The organism is Rhodococcus sp. NPDC078407 (assembly GCF_044542515.1).
Lineage (GTDB): Bacteria > Actinomycetota > Actinomycetes > Mycobacteriales > Mycobacteriaceae > Rhodococcoides.
The window spans coordinates 91,872-106,623 of the sequence record NZ_JBITUQ010000009.1; the positions used below are offsets into that span (position 1 = coordinate 91,872).

Annotated in this window: 12 protein-coding genes; 3 read left to right on the forward strand and 9 right to left on the reverse strand. The window is 64.5% G+C overall.

Features of this window, described 5'->3' with window-relative positions:
• Nucleotides 1–5: 5 nt before the first annotated feature.
• Nucleotides 6–1,526, reverse strand: a complete 1,521-nt coding sequence (gene mqo, locus ACIGGF_RS11795; protein ID WP_397521497.1) for a malate dehydrogenase (quinone) — start codon at nt 1,524–1,526, stop codon at nt 6–8.
• 175 nt (nt 1,527–1,701) lie between these two features.
• On the opposite strand from mqo, the gene ACIGGF_RS11800 reads away from it, so the two are divergent.
• Nucleotides 1,702–2,742, forward strand: coding sequence for an alpha/beta hydrolase (locus ACIGGF_RS11800; protein ID WP_397521498.1), 1,041 nt, complete (start codon nt 1,702–1,704; stop codon nt 2,740–2,742).
• Nucleotides 2,739–4,124 carry a mycothione reductase gene (mtr, locus tag ACIGGF_RS11805; RefSeq protein ID WP_397521499.1) on the forward strand — a complete coding sequence of 462 codons (1,386 nt, stop codon included), beginning with the start codon at nt 2,739–2,741 and terminating at the stop codon, nt 4,122–4,124. The genes ACIGGF_RS11800 and mtr overlap by 4 nt, the downstream gene beginning before the upstream one ends.
• A gap of 6 nt (nt 4,125–4,130) precedes the next feature.
• On the opposite strand, the gene ACIGGF_RS11810 is transcribed toward mtr, so the two are convergent.
• The 3 genes from ACIGGF_RS11810 to map all read right to left on the reverse strand — a co-directional run bounded on the left by ACIGGF_RS11810 (nt 4,131) and on the right by map (nt 7,249).
• Nucleotides 4,131–4,697: an alpha/beta fold hydrolase gene (locus tag ACIGGF_RS11810; protein WP_397521500.1), complete on the reverse strand. Its 567-nt coding sequence runs from the start codon at nt 4,695–4,697 to the stop codon at nt 4,131–4,133.
• Between the two features lie 106 nt (nt 4,698–4,803).
• On the reverse strand, nt 4,804–6,333 hold the full coding sequence (locus tag ACIGGF_RS11815; RefSeq protein ID WP_397521571.1) for a cobyric acid synthase: 1,530 nt from the start codon (nt 6,331–6,333) through the stop codon (nt 4,804–4,806).
• A gap of 40 nt (nt 6,334–6,373) precedes the next feature.
• Nucleotides 6,374–7,249 carry a type I methionyl aminopeptidase gene (gene map, locus ACIGGF_RS11820; protein WP_397521501.1) on the reverse strand — a complete coding sequence of 292 codons (876 nt, stop codon included), beginning with the start codon at nt 7,247–7,249 and terminating at the stop codon, nt 6,374–6,376.
• A 138-nt stretch (nt 7,250–7,387) separates the two neighbouring features.
• On the opposite strand from map, the gene ACIGGF_RS11825 reads away from it, so the two are divergent.
• Nucleotides 7,388–8,260, forward strand: a complete 873-nt coding sequence (locus ACIGGF_RS11825; protein ID WP_397521502.1) for a LuxR C-terminal-related transcriptional regulator — start codon at nt 7,388–7,390, stop codon at nt 8,258–8,260.
• A gap of 67 nt (nt 8,261–8,327) precedes the next feature.
• Here the strand turns inward: ACIGGF_RS11825 and ACIGGF_RS11830 are convergent, their stop codons facing one another.
• From ACIGGF_RS11830 to dxr, 5 genes are all read right to left on the reverse strand, one after another.
• Complete coding sequence (locus ACIGGF_RS11830) at nt 8,328–10,142, reverse strand: penicillin-binding transpeptidase domain-containing protein (protein WP_397521503.1); 1,815 nt, start codon at nt 10,140–10,142, stop codon at nt 8,328–8,330.
• A gap of 62 nt (nt 10,143–10,204) precedes the next feature.
• On the reverse strand, nt 10,205–11,041 hold the full coding sequence (locus ACIGGF_RS11835) for a GNAT family N-acetyltransferase (RefSeq protein ID WP_397521504.1): 837 nt from the start codon (nt 11,039–11,041) through the stop codon (nt 10,205–10,207).
• Nucleotides 11,042–11,162: 121 nt separating this feature from the next.
• Nucleotides 11,163–12,326 carry a flavodoxin-dependent (E)-4-hydroxy-3-methylbut-2-enyl-diphosphate synthase gene (ispG, locus tag ACIGGF_RS11840; protein WP_397521505.1) on the reverse strand — a complete coding sequence of 388 codons (1,164 nt, stop codon included), beginning with the start codon at nt 12,324–12,326 and terminating at the stop codon, nt 11,163–11,165.
• A 33-nt stretch (nt 12,327–12,359) separates the two neighbouring features.
• Complete coding sequence (locus ACIGGF_RS11845) at nt 12,360–13,574, reverse strand: M50 family metallopeptidase (protein ID WP_397521506.1); 1,215 nt, start codon at nt 13,572–13,574, stop codon at nt 12,360–12,362.
• Between the two features lie 5 nt (nt 13,575–13,579).
• Nucleotides 13,580–14,719 carry a 1-deoxy-D-xylulose-5-phosphate reductoisomerase gene (gene dxr, locus ACIGGF_RS11850; RefSeq protein WP_397521572.1) on the reverse strand — a complete coding sequence of 380 codons (1,140 nt, stop codon included), beginning with the start codon at nt 14,717–14,719 and terminating at the stop codon, nt 13,580–13,582.
• Between the last annotated feature and the right edge of the window lie 33 nt (nt 14,720–14,752).

Here is a 14,752-nt window from a genome sequence, read left to right on the forward strand (position 1 = left end):
TGCTATCACACACCCGTGGGCTGTGCGACTTCGCGCGTGCTTTCGAGCTCCAGTGTCTTGGACGTCCAGCTCCAGACCTCGTCGAACAACGAGCTCGACTGGGCCAGCTTGACCCCCAGAGACGGAATCATTTCCTTCAACTTGGGCTGCCACGCGTCGTACTTGTCGCCGAAGCACCGCTGGAGTACGTCCAACATCGCCGGGACAGCGGTGGACGCACCGGGCGAAGCACCCAGCAATCCGGCGATCGTGCCGTCCGCCGCGTTGACCACAGCGGTGCCGAACTCGAGCACACCACCGCGCCCCTTCTTGCGGATGACCTGCACTCGCTGACCCGCGGTGACCAGTTCCCAGTCCTTGCCGATCACCGAGGGCGCGAACTCACGCAGAGTGTCCACGCGGTCGGCCTGAGACTGCGCCAACTCGCTGACGAGGTACTTGACGAGCCCGAGTTCGGTCACGCCCACGCCCAGCATGGACATCAGGTTGCCGGGCTTCACCGAGCCTGGAAGGTCGGTGATCTTGCCCTGCTTGAGGAACTTGGGTGACCAGCCTGCGTAGGGGCCGAACAACAGCCCCTGCTCATTGTTGATCACGCGCGTGTCCAGGTGCGGCACCGACATCGGAGGAGCTCCGACGGACGCCTTTCCGTACACCTTGGCCGAATGCTGCGCGATCAGCTCCGGGTTGGTGCACCGCAGCCATTCTCCACTGACCGGGAAACCGCCGAAGCCCTTGATCTCCGCGATGCCGGACTTCTGCAGCAGGTGCAGTGCGCCTCCGCCGGCCCCGACGAAGACGAACTTCGCGTTGACCGTCTTCTTGGCACCGGTGCGCTGGTTGGCCACCTTGACGTCCCAGGTGCCGTCGGATTGCTTGGTGATGTTGCGCACGTCGTGACCGAAGTGCACTGTGCTGCCCGCGGCCGACAGGTAGTTCAGCAGCTGCTTGGTCAAGGCTCCGAAATCGACGTCGGTGCCCTCCTGACTCCAGTTCAGTGCCACCGGATCGGAGAAGTCGCGGCCCTTCGCCATCAACGGCAGTCGTGCCGAGAATTCGTCCTTGGAGTCGATGTACTCCATGCCCGCGAACAACGGATTGGATACGAGTGCGTCGTAACGAGCCCGCAGGTACTTCACGTTGTCCTCGCCGTGAACGAAGCTCACGTGAGGGATGGGGTTGATGAAGTTCTTGGCATCGGAGAGCACTCCGGTCTCGATACCGTGTGCCCAGAACTGCCGGGAGACCTGGAACTGCTCGTTGACGTTGAGCGCCTTGGCAATATCGACGCTGCCGTCCTTGTTCTGCGGTGTGTAGTTCAGTTCGCACAGCGCCGAGTGGCCGGTTCCGGCGTTGTTCCACGCGTCGCTGCTCTCGGCCGCCGCGGCGTCGAGGCGCTCGTAGACGTCGATCGACCAGTTCGGCTCGAGCTGACGGAGCAGCGCACCGAGGGTGGCGCTCATGATTCCGGCACCGACCAGAACGACGTCGGTCTTGATCCGTTTACCCTGCTCTTCTGTGGACACTGGAGAATCGACTTCCTTGTCTGTGGCGGTCTCGACGGGAGAACTGTGCTGTCAAGGGCTGTTCACCCGATGCGGTCAGGTTACTAGCTGGGCCTACCCCATCGGACACCACGTCAACCCGCTCTCGATTGTGCTTCTCGGACGTCGCCTGCGGCGCCCACTACAGTTGTGATCTGTGACTACCTGGGTGCCCGACGTCCTCGGCGACGGCTACGAGCAGACGACCATTCCACTCGGTGACGATCCGGACGGCGAAGGGCAGGTCGAAGCCACTCTCGTCCGGTACCAACCGCCCGGTACCTCGAACTTCGAGCGCGCGGTGATCTACGTGCACGGTTTCACCGACTACTTCTTCCAGCGACACATCGCCGAGCACTTCGCGGCGATGGGCTACGCGTTCTACGCATTGGACCTCCGCAAATGCGGACGGTCCCGCCGTGCGGGGCACACAGCGCACTTCGTGACCGATCTGGCGATGTACGACGTCGAACTGAACGAGTCACTGAACCTGGTGCGCACCGAGCGTGGGGACGCCCCCGTGCTGCTGATGGCGCATTCCACGGGCGGACTCATCCTGCCGCTGTGGCTCAACCGCCTCAACCGCCGGGAAGGCGGCTCCGCCGGCCTCGGTCTGGCAGGCGTCGTCCTCAACAGTCCGTGGTTCGACCTGCAGGGTCCACCCGCCATTCGCAGCGTCGGCACGGCTGCTATCGACGTCATCGGCCGATTCCGGTCCAAGGCGCAAGTACCCGGTGGCGGCCTCGACACCTACGGCTTGTCGCTCGCCGCGTCCGAGAACGGCGAATGGGACTACGACCTGGACTGGAAGCCGCTCGCCGGCTTCCCCATCACTTTCGGTTGGATTCGCGCTGTCCGCCACGGGCACGCGGAGTTGCATCGAGGCCTCGACATCGGCATTCCCTCGCTGATCCTCCGTTCCAAAGTGACGCACTTCTCACGCCGGTACAGCTCTGCCGTCGATGCCGCAGACGCAGTGCTGGATGTGCGCCAGATCGCTCGCTGGGCCGGGTGCCTGGGCGACCGCACCACGATCGTGCCCATCGAGGGAGCCCGCCACGACGTGTTTCTGTCGACCGAGGACGCACGTGCGCGGGCGTTCGAGGAAATGGACGAGTGGATCGAGTGGTTGCACCGAGGCGAGAGCACCGACCACGCGTCGGGCAAAGACCACAGCGAGAGCGGGCACATTTCATGAGCGAGCATTTCGACGTCGCGATCATCGGCTCGGGATCGGGCAACTCCATCGTCGATGCGCGCTTCGACGACAAGAAGATCGCTCTGCTCGAGGAGAACCCGACGTTCGGCGGCACCTGCCTGAACGTCGGCTGCATCCCCACCAAGATGTTCGTGTACGCAGCCGAAGTGGCACTGACCGCACGTAATTCGGCTAAATACGGTGTCGACGCACATGTCGACGCGGTGCGCTGGTCCGACATCGTCGACCGCGTCTTCGGACGTGTGGACCCAATCTCCGAGGGCGGTAAGCGGTACCGCGCCGAGGGCACCCCCAACATCACGCTGTTCGAGGGGCACGCCACCTTCACGGGTCCGCGCACCATCGACACCGGCACCGGGACCGTCATCACCGCCGATCAGATCGTGATCGCAGCCGGATCCCGCCCGATCGTTCCGGAGGCCGTGGTCGATTCGGGTGTCGTTTACCACACCAACAACGACGTGATGCGGCTGCCGGAACTTCCCGAACATCTGGTCATTCTCGGATCCGGTTACATCGCAGCGGAATTCGCGCACGTGTTCTCGGCTCTGGGATCGAAAGTGAGCATCATCGCGCGCAGCGGGGCTCTACTGCGCGCGAACGACGCCGACATCTCACGCCGGTTCACCGAGCTCGCCCGCGCCAAATGGGACGTGCATCTCGACGCCGGCGAGACCAAGACGATGTCGGAGAACGGTCGGCACGGCGTCGTCCTGGCGGACGGCACGAAGGTGCTCGGAGACGCATTCCTCGTGGCGATCGGTCGCGCGCCCAACGGCGATCGGCTCGGTCTCGATGCAGCCGGCATCGAACTCGACGACGAGGGCCGGATCGTGGTCGACGAGTTCGGCCGCACCGCCGCCGAGGGAGTGTTCGCGCTCGGCGACGTTTCTTCTCCATACCAGCTCAAGCACGTGGCCAACCACGAAGCCCGGGTAGTCCAACACAACCTGCTGCAGGACGCGTGGCACGGCGACACGTCGGCGTTGCGCGCCAACGACCATCGCTTCGTTCCCGCGGCCGTGTTCACCGATCCGCAGATTGCCGAGGTGGGCATGACCGAGCAGCAAGCGCGTGACGCGGGACTGAACATCACGGTCAAAGTTCAGAACTATGGCGACGTTGCCTACGGCTGGGCCATGGAGGACAGCCAAGGTCTGTGCAAGATCATCGCCGAGAAGGGCACCGGAAAGATACTGGGCGCACACATCATCGGCGCGCAGGCCCCCACGTTGATTCAGCCACTCATACAGGCGATGAGCTTCGGACTGTCCGCTCAGGACATGGCCCGTGGCCAGTACTGGATTCACCCCGGCTTGCCCGAGGTGGTCGAGAACGCATTGCTGGGGCTCGACCTGTAACCCCGGTCACCAGGGGCTGGTACGAAGCACGATCTCGGTGGCCAGCGCCGCCGACGCGTCGGCGGGAATGTTACGGATGCCGTCGAGTTGGACCACCCGGAAATCCGAGTAGACGAACCGCCCGCTGGCATCGGCGGACGGCCGACCGAGCGAAGACCCGACGACCAGTGTCGTCGGCAGTTCGACGGGCGGGCAGTCGGCCGCTCGTATGGAGCCGTGCTCGTCTGCGATAGCCGGGTGACAGCGGTTCACTGCAATCAAGCTGGCGAAGCGACCGAATGTTCGCGCAGCCAGCGTCCACGCGGGTTCGGCACCCGCACCGCTGCCGACCAGGTGCACCCACGAGAGCTTCAGCTCGTCCAGAACCGCCAGAATGGCGTCGTCGCTGACGCCCTCGACGCTTTCCAGCGCAACGGTTTTCAGGTCGGAATTGTGCAGCCGCTCACTGACGGCGTCGTACACATCCACCGGATCGCCTGCATCGGGAAGCAAGAGAACGGCGTGCCTGCTGTCGGGGCCTGCAACCCGCACCGAACAACGGCCACCCGCAGCACTCACATGCGTGAACTCCATGGGGACGACGGTACTGCCTCGAGTCGCGGCAGAGTGACTGAAGTCCCTCGGTCGACCGAGTCACGAACCGAAGACCTGGTGGGGATGCCGTTAGGACTCGCACACATCACGACACGTGGTTGACGATCGTGTCGAGCCCCGGATCGACGCCGTTCTCGATGAGGTCGAGTACGGCGTCGATGTCGAGGTTGTTTTCCACCAAGTCGGCCAGCAGGTCCAACTGCTGCTCCCGCAGAGCCGCGACCGACGTTGTGGGGGCCACCACGAAGCCCGCGCGGCCCGATTCGCCCGCGACCCAGGTCAGGAACGAGCGCCGGAAATCGTCGGACTCGAGCAGACCGTGCCAATGGGTTCCCACGACACTGCCACGCACACTGCCCTCGCGAACACCCGACGCTGCAGTCAGCAGTGCATCGTCCCCACTACGAACAACTCGTCCGTGATGAATCTCGTACCCGGACACGGAATGTGCGCCGAACCGCTCTGCCCGACCCGTCACTTGCGCCAGCGTCTTCTCGACCGCGAACTCGATGTCGAGGTCGAGGAGACCGAGCCCCTCGACCACTCCGACACCCGACTCGACCGCGTCCGAGATGGTGCGGCCGAGCATCTGGTAGCCGCCACAGACACCCAGAACCGGCCTACCCACAGCGGCGCGCTCGGAAATTGCGCGAGCAAGACCGGTGCGCCGCAACCACTCCAGATCCGACACCGTGGACTTGCTGCCCGGGACCACGACCAGATCCACATCCTCGAGCCGAGACGGCTCGGTTACCCAGTGCACCGACACCCCGGGCTCGCAGGCCAACGCCTCGACATCGGTGGTGTTGGAGATTCTCGGCAACCGCACCGCCGCGACGCGCAACCACTGCGAGCCGTGCGGTGGACGCGGCCGCCCCACCGGAGCATCGGGAACGGTCCCCAGAGAATCTTCGGCGTCCATCCACAGGCCGTCGGCGAACGGGACGACGCCGTACGTCGGCCGTCCCGTCAGCGCGCGCAGCTGATCGAGGCCTGGTGCCAGCAGCGCTGGATCACCGCGGAACTTGTTGATCACGAAACCCGCAACGAGCGCTTGATCCCCCGGAGACAGCACCGCCACCGTGCCGAACAGATGGGCCAGCACTCCCCCACGGTCGATGTCTCCCACCACGATCACCGGCAGGGACGCCACCGTCGCCAACCCCATGTTGGCCAAATCCGTGGCGCGCAGATTGATCTCGGCGGGCGAGCCCGCGCCCTCGCAGATCACCACATCGAATTCTGCACGCAGAGAAGCCAACTCGTCCGCCACCACGGCGCGCAACAACTGCCGATGCTCGATGTAGTTGCTCGCACTCACCTGCGCCACGGCCCGCCCCCGCACCACCAACTGCGACGTCCGGTCACTCCCCGGTTTCAGCAACACCGGATTGAACCGCACACTGGGCTCGAGACCACAGGCCGCCGCCTGCATCGCCTGGGCCCGACCGATTTCACCGCCGTCGAGCGTGACCACCGAATTGTTGGACATGTTCTGCGCCTTGAACGGTGCCACCCGCACACCCCGTCGCGCCAACATGCGACACAGACCGGCCACCAACACACTCTTACCCGCGTCCGACGTCGTCCCCGCGACGAGCAGCGCGCCCTTCAGTCTCACGGCATTCGTTTTCTATTCACTCCGCAGGCTCCGCTCACGGGAGCGTCAGGATCTCGCTACCCGTCTCGGTCACCACGAGCGTGTGCTCGAACTGCGCGGTCCACTTCTTGTCGTGCGTGACCACCGTCCAACCGTCGTCCCACATCTCGGCGTTGATTGTGCCCAGGTTGATCATCGGTTCGATCGTGAACGTCATTCCGGGTTCGATGACGGTGTCCACCGACGGCTGGTCGTAGTGCAGAACGACGAGTCCGTTGTGGAAGGTGGTGCCGATGCCGTGGCCGGTGAAATCCTCCACGACGCCGTAACCGAACCGGTGCGCATACGACTCGATGACGCGGCCGATCACGTTCAGTGCACGCCCTGGCTTGACCGCCTTGATGGCACGCATTGTGGCCTCATGCGTACGTTCGACCAGCAGGCGGGCTTCCTCGGACACGTTGCCGGCCAAGAAGGTTGCGTTGGTGTCGCCGTGGACGCCGTCGATGTACGCGGTGACGTCGATGTTGACGATGTCGCCGTCCTCGATCACCGTGGAATCCGGGATGCCGTGGCAGATGACCTCGTTGAGCGAGGTGCAGCAGGACTTCGGAAAACCCTTGTAGCCCAACGTCGACGGGTACGCGCCATGATCGATCATGTAGTCGTGAGCGATCCGGTCGAGCTGGTCGGTGGTGACTCCCGGTGCCACCGCTCGGCCCGCTTCCTGTAAGGCCCCGGCCGCGATCTTCGAAGCCACCCGCATCTTCTCGATCACCTCGGGGGTCTGCACCCACGGTTCGCGGCCTTCCGCAACGGTCGACTTCCACGCGTATTCGGGGCTCTCGATGGACTTGGGTACCACGAGGACGGGCGACACGACGCCTGGTACGAGTGGCTGGCGGGGCTTGCTCTCGGCGGTCACAGACATGGTGTCCAGAGTAGTCGGCGCGTGTTCGGCCCCGAACCGCAGCGCAGTGCCCGAACCAGTCCGAACAGCGCATGCCGCAGTGGATATGATGTGCATCACGTTCGTCGCTCACGCAACCGACGCGAGAAGGGAAGACCCGTGGTCCACTCGAATGTGTTGCGGCCCCGTGACGGCGATGCTCTACGCGCCGAGTTGCGCCGGGTGGCGGCCACGTCCGATGTGCCGGTCGTGTTCGGCGGTGAGGTCTCCTCGGACACTCTGTACCTGAGCGAGTTTCATGGGACCAGAACCCGCGGGCTCGACGGACTTGCCATTCCGTCAAGATCCGGTCTCGGCGGACGCGTCATGGAACAGCGCAGGCCCGCGGCCGTGAGCGATTACGGCGCATCGATGTCCATCACACACCATTTCGACCGACCGGTGCTCGGTGAAGGTCTCAAATCCATACTCGCAGTACCGGTGGTCGTGGCCGGAGTAGCGCGAGTGGTGATGTACGCGGCGCTTCGCGAGCGCGGTCCGCTCGGCGACCGAGTCGGCGACTTGATGACGACCGCTGCCAGACGCCTCGGCCAGGAGATCGCCGTGCGTGACGAGGTCGACCGAAGGGTCCGACTGTTGGCAACCACCCGCACGACACTCGATTCGGATGTCGCGCGCGCAGCCGAATTGCGCGGCGTCCATGAGGAACTGTCCGATCTCGCCCGTTCGATCGGTGACACCGCGATCCGGCGCAGACTCGACGCCGTCGCAGCGCGCGTGGCCCAGTCACTCGGCGAGCAGCTCCCCCACGATCGACGAACCCAGGAGATATCGCAGTCGTTGACGCCACGCGAGATCGACGTCATTTCACAGGTAGCGCTGGGCTGCACAAACATCGAGGTCGGTGCGCGCCTGTCGATCGGTGCCGAGACGGTCAAGTCGTATCTGCGCAGTGTGATGCGGAAAACCGGTTCGCACACCCGCTACGAAGCCGTGGTGGCGTGCCGTCGGCTCGGCGTGCTGCCCTACTGAGCAACGCCCCCTGAACATCACGCCCCCTGAACATCGCGCCCCCTGAACATCGCCTACCGCAACGCGGTCAGTATCCGGGCGGCAACTGCTCGAACATCTCTCGGGTCACCGCAACCGCGTTGTCCGAACTGCCGCCGCGCACCACGAGGGTGGCGAAAGCGATGTCTCCGCGATAACCGACGAACCACGAGTGCGAGCCGCCGTCGACCTCTGCTTCGCCGGTCTTGCCGTAGACCTCGCCCTGGTCCGCGATGCGCTCGGCCGTACCGCTGGTGACCACCGAGCGCATCATCCCGCGCAGTCCGTCCACCATCTCCGGCTCGATCGGCGGATGATCTCCGGTGATCACCGTCTCTCGGCCCACCAGCAAATTGGGGACGGGCGTCGAGCCGTTCGCCACCGTCGCAGCGGCCAGGGCCATTCCGAACGTCGACACGACCACTTTGCCCTGACCGAAGCCGTCCTCGGTGCGCTGAACAAGCTCTTCGGCCGGAGGCACCGAACCGGAGTCGGTCGGCAATCCGACCACGTCGTAGTCGGGCCCCACACCGAACTGAGACGCCGCGACGGTCAATGCGTCTGGCGACATTTCGCTGGCGAGCTTGGCGAAGGAGGTGTTGCACGATCGCGTGAACGCCGTACTCATCGTCACGTTGCCGAGCGCGAACTCGTTGTAGTTGGGCACACTGCGCTCCCCGATCACGATGCGACCCGGACACGGGACGGTACTGCCCGGGGTAGCCAGTCCGCTCGAAATGGCCGCGCCTGCAGTGATGATCTTGAAAGTCGATCCGGGTGGGTAAAGACCGGCGGACGCAACCGGCCCGTCCCGATCGGCCGCAGGATTCTGCGCCACCGCGAGAATCGCACCCGTCGACGGTTGGATGACCACGGTCATGGCCTGTTCGGTGCGCGCGTTCACCGCTCGCTGCGCAGCAACCTGGATGTTGCGATCGAGACTGACCGACAACGACGGAGACGGCTCCGGTGGGGTGTCGGTGAGGACATCGATGTCGATGCCGTTGCGGTTCGTCGTCACCACGCTCCACCCGGCCTTGCCGTCGACCTCGTCGATGACGGCCTTCTTGACCTGGCCGACCAGGTCCGGCGCGAATGTCGGATCGGTGGACACCAGATCCGATTCGTCGGACGCGGTGACTCCCGGAATCTCGGTCAATGCCGCAGATATCGGCTGAAAGTCACTGTCTCGCAGCAGCACCACCGGGTAGTCGCCGTCGACCGAGGTGGCCGATTCCACGATGGACTGCGCGGTGATGGACGCATCGAACGGCGTCAGCAACGTCGACAGCGCCGTCGCCGAGGCCACGACGTTGTTCGCATTCGCCGAGTCGAACTTGATTCGGTGCACGACACCGGGAACCAGCACATCGGTGCCGGAGCGCTCGTTGACTCGCGCGCGCGGAGCCGCAGTGGACCGCAGGGACATGGTCTGGGTGTCGCCGAGCTGGGGATGGATGTCCGACGCCGTCCAGCGCACCACCCACTCACCCTCGCTCCGGCCCATGTTCAATTCACCGTCGTACGTCCACTCCCGATCTCTCGGCAACTGCCAGGTGTAGGTGTATCCGACCGTGGCGGTGTCGCCGTCGACCTGTACCGACGTCGTGTCGGCATCGAGAGCCTCGGCCTGGAGATTGGTCCACGCCTCGGCCAGCGCTGTGGCCGCCGCGTCGGGCTTGTCGGTATCCGCGGCCGCTGCCGCGATGTCGTTGGACTCGAACGCGGCGAGAAAGGCTTGCGCGGCCGGCTCCGGGCCGTCGGGCTTGGGGGTACATCCGGTGAGGGCAGCAGCAATGACGGCTCCGACCACCGATACCGCGCCGACCCGATACCGCACTTCGGTTGCACCACGAGATCTCATTGCGCCCCATCGTAATAGGGCGGGACCTTCACCGACGGTAACGAATCGCGGTTCGCGACAAGCTAATCGAGCAACACCGTGGTGAAGGTGGCCACCTGGGTCAAGCCGATTTTGGCGTACGCACGGCGTGCGACGTAGTTGAAACTGTTGACGTACAGGCTGGCGGTGCGGCCTTGAGCGACCACCGAGTTCACCACCGCCGCGGTACCGGACGCTCCGAGACCGTGCCCGCGCCGATCGGGATGAACCCAGACCCCCTGGATCTGTCCCACCGTCGCAGACTGCGATCCGATCTCGGCCTTGAACACGACGCGACCGTCCTCGAATCGAGCCCACGCACGCCGCGCGGCAATCAGACTGGAGATCCGTCGCCGGTATCCGCGGCCGCCGTCGTTCTGCCTCGGGTCGACTCCGACTTCCTCGATGAACATCGCCACTGCCGCAGTCAGGTAGACGTCCAACTCCTCGGGACGAACCAGACGTACGTACGGATCGGGCGTGACGGATGACGGAACCGACGTGGCGAGCAGTGGCTGTTCACCGCGAACCTCGCGGGCAGGGCCCCAGTCGGTTTCGAGCATGTCCCACAGCGGCAGGGTCAATTCGGCGCGACCGACCAACGAGGAACACAATCGTGGGCCGCGGCATGCACGATCGGCGAACGAGCGCAGATCGTCACTCGATCCGAGAAGGGGCACGAGGTTGGCACCGTAGAAACAGAGCGACTCGTCGGGGCCGCCCCTGCTCCACATCTCACCGTGAAACGACCGAGGATCCAGTCCGGATTCCTGAACCCGAGCGGCGACCATGCATGTCGCGACGGGGTCGGCATCGAGCACCCGCAAGACATGCGCAACGTCCCGATTACCGAGAGGCTTCGCACCGAGGAGCTTGAGCACCTACCGACCTCCTGACCCACCTATCGCGCACCCGTCGATCGAGCGTGCACCGAATCATTCCAGAGAACGTGTTCCCCCGGTGGCAGTGCGACAAACCGGACGAAGATCGGGGTCGCCGTGCTCAGCTGACGGTCACCACCGGAGCGCCGCCGTCGGCACTCTCATCCTTCTCGAATTCCTCGGCGATGCGCATCGCCTCCTCGATCAAGGTCTCCACGATCTGCGCCTCGGGCACGGTCTTGATGACCTTGCCCTTGACGAAAATCTGGCCCTTGCCATTGCCCGAGGCCACGCCCAGATCAGCGTCCCGCGCCTCGCCTGGCCCGTTCACCACACAGCCCATGACTGCAACGCGCAGTGGGATTTCCATGCCTTCGAGGCCCGCGGTGACCTCGTCGGCGAGGGTGTAGACGTCGACCTGTGCACGTCCGCAGGACGGGCACGAGACGATCTCGAGCTTGCGCGGACGCAGATTGAGCGATTGCAGAATCTGGTTGCCGACCTTGATCTCCTCGGCCGGCGGTGCCGACAGCGACACGCGGATGGTGTCGCCGATTCCCCGAGACAGCAGGGCCCCGAACGCCACCGAGGATTTGATGGTGCCCTGGAAGGCGGGGCCTGCTTCGGTCACGCCGAGGTGCAGTGGGTAGTCGCACTGCGCGGCCAACTGCTCGTAGGCGGCGACCATGACGACCGGGTCGTTGTGCTTGACGGAGATCTTGATGTCGCCGAACCCGTGTTCCTCGAACAGACCTGCTTCCCACAGTGCCGATTCGACGAGCGCCTCCGGAGTGGCCTTTCCGTACTTCTTCATCAGGCGAGGATCGAGCGATCCGGCGTTGACGCCGATGCGAATCGGAATGTTCGCGTCGCCCGCAGCCTTGGCAACCTCTTTGACGCGGCCGTCGAATTCCTTGATGTTGCCGGGGTTGACGCGGACCGCAGCGCAGCCCGCGTCGATCGCGGCGAAGATGTACTTGGGCTGGAAGTGGATGTCGGCGATCACCGGGATCTGGCTCTTGCGAGCGATGATCGACAGAGCGTCGGCGTCGTCCTGTGTGGGACACGCCACACGCACGATGTCGCAGCCCGATGCCGTCAGCTCGGCAATCTGCTGCAGCGTGGCGTTGATGTCGTGAGTCTTGGTGGTGCACATCGATTGAACCGAAATGGGGCTTTCACTGCCCACTCCCACCGATCCGACCTGAAGTTGCCGCGTCTTACGGCGAGGCGCGAGTACGGGCACCGGCGGTGCGGGCATTCCCAATCCGACTGACACGGACACAATGGCCTTCTTTCCTAGCTACGACTGACCAGTCTACTGATAGATCTGGATCGGGTTGACGATGTCCGCGGTGAGCGTCAGCAAGGAGAACCCGATGAAAACAATGATGACCACGTAGGTGACCGGCATGAGTTTCATGTAGTTCACCGGCGCACCGTCGGGCAGGCCGCGACGATTGCGGAAGATGTTGCGAATGCGCTCGTAGATCGTCACGGCGATGTGTCCACCGTCGAGCGGCAGCAGCGGCACGATGTTGAACGCACCGAGGAAGAAGTTGAGCGACGCCAGCAGTCCCACGAACGTCACCAGGTCGTCGCGCTCCACCGCCTGGCCGCCGATGACACTGGCACCCACCACGCTCATCGGAGTGTCGAGTCCGCGTTCGCCGCCGAAGATGGACTCCCACAATGCCTGCACCTTGGTGGGCAGTTGCAGTAGGGCCTTGCCGGTCTCGACGAAGATGTCTCCGGTGAAGACGAACGTCTCGGGCACCGCCTCGATGGGGTTGTACATGATGTTCGGCGGCGGACCGCCGGTGATACCCACCGCGCCGACAGTCGTCGATTCCTTCGCTCCGGTGTCGGGATCGACGACATATCGCTGTACCTGCTGGATGGGGACGGTGAGAGTCCGTGAAGAACCGTCACGATCCACCGTGAGCACGACTGATCCGGTCGAATCCCGAATGGCGAGTACGACGTCGGACCAGACCTCGGTCGGCTCACCGTTCACCGCTGTGATGATGTCGCCTGTGAGCAGTCCGGCCGCAGCTGCCGGACCGCCCCCCGAACACTCCGACAATGCGCCATCCTGCGTCTGCGTCGCACTCACACACACGACGGCCTGGACCGTCGTCGTCGGTGTCACCCGATCCGGCGTTCCCCACACCACCACCAGCGTGTAGACCAGCACGATGCCCAGCACGAAGTTCATCGCGATACCGCCGACCATGACGGCGATGCGCTTCCACGTCTTCTGGCGGTACATCGCTCGCTCGACCTCGTCGGGCGCGAGCTCGTCGATAGCCGTCATTCCGGCGATATCGCAGAACCCGCCTGCCGGAATGGCTTTGAGTCCGTACTCGGTCTCGCCGCGCCGGAAGGAGAAGATCTTGGGGCCGAAACCGATGTAGTAGCGGCGGACCTTCATGCCGAGCGCTTTCGCGGTCCACATGTGTCCCGCCTCGTGCAGCGCGATCGACACACCGATGCCGAAAGCGAACAGCACAACACCTATTGCGAACGCCATGTGAGTCAGAGACCCTTCTGTTTCGAGAGCTCGCGCGCATGAGCGCGCGCCCAGGAATCCGCCGCAAGTACGTCGTCGACGGTGATGGGCACCGCCGACCAGTCGCCGCGACCGCCGTCGAGCACCGCACGTACCGTCTGCACGATCTGCGGGAACTCGATCCTTCCGGCAAGGAAGGCCTCGGCCGCTATCTCATTGGACGCGTTGTACACCGCCGTCATGCAGCCGCCCAGAATTCCTGCTTCGCGCGCCAGTTGCACGGCGGGGAACACGCGATCGTCCAATGGCTCGAAATCCCAGGAGAACGCGGTCGTGAAGTCGAGCGCGCGTGCGACGTCCGGCACGCGATCGGGCCACCCGAGCGCCAGCCCGATCGGCAACTTCATGTCCGGTGGACTGGCCTGAGCGATGGTCGACCCGTCGACGAACGTGACCATCGAATGCACGATGGATTGCCGGTGTACGGTCACGTCGATCTTCTCGTAGGGCACACCGAACAGCAGATGCGCCTCGATCAGCTCGAGCCCCTTGTTCACCAGCGTCGCCGAGTTCAACGTGTTCATCGGACCCATGGACCACGTGGGATGCGCCGCGGCCTGAGCCGGTGTCACGGCTTTCAGTTCCATCTCGCTCCACCCGCGAAACGGTCCACCCGACGCGGTCAGGATCAGTCGATCCACCTCGCTCCGAGTGCCGCTGCGAAGGCACTGCGCCAACGCCGAGTGCTCCGAGTCCACCGGCACGATCTGCCCGGGGGCGGCAGCAGCGAGGACGAGCTCGCCGCCGGCCACCAGTGATTCCTTGTTGGCCAATGCGAGCCGGGCGCCGGTTTTCAGCGCTGCGAGCGTCGGTTCGAGACCGAGCGAACCAACCAGAGCATTGAGCACGACGTCCGCCGGAGTCGTCTCGACGAGTTCGGTAACTGCCCGTGGTCCACTGAGTGTTCCCGGAAAATCGAGCGCGGCGGCAGCGTCCGGATCTGCAACGGCGACGCGGTCGACTCCGGTTTCGGCGATCTGACGACGCAGCAGGTCGATGTTGCCGCCTCCCGCCGCGAGACCGACGACGACGAAGCGACCAGGGTTGGCTGCAATGACGTCGAGCGCTTGGGTTCCGATCGATCCGGTACTCCCCAACAGCAGCACGCGAATCGGCTCGGGACGATCCGAGGTGGTCGT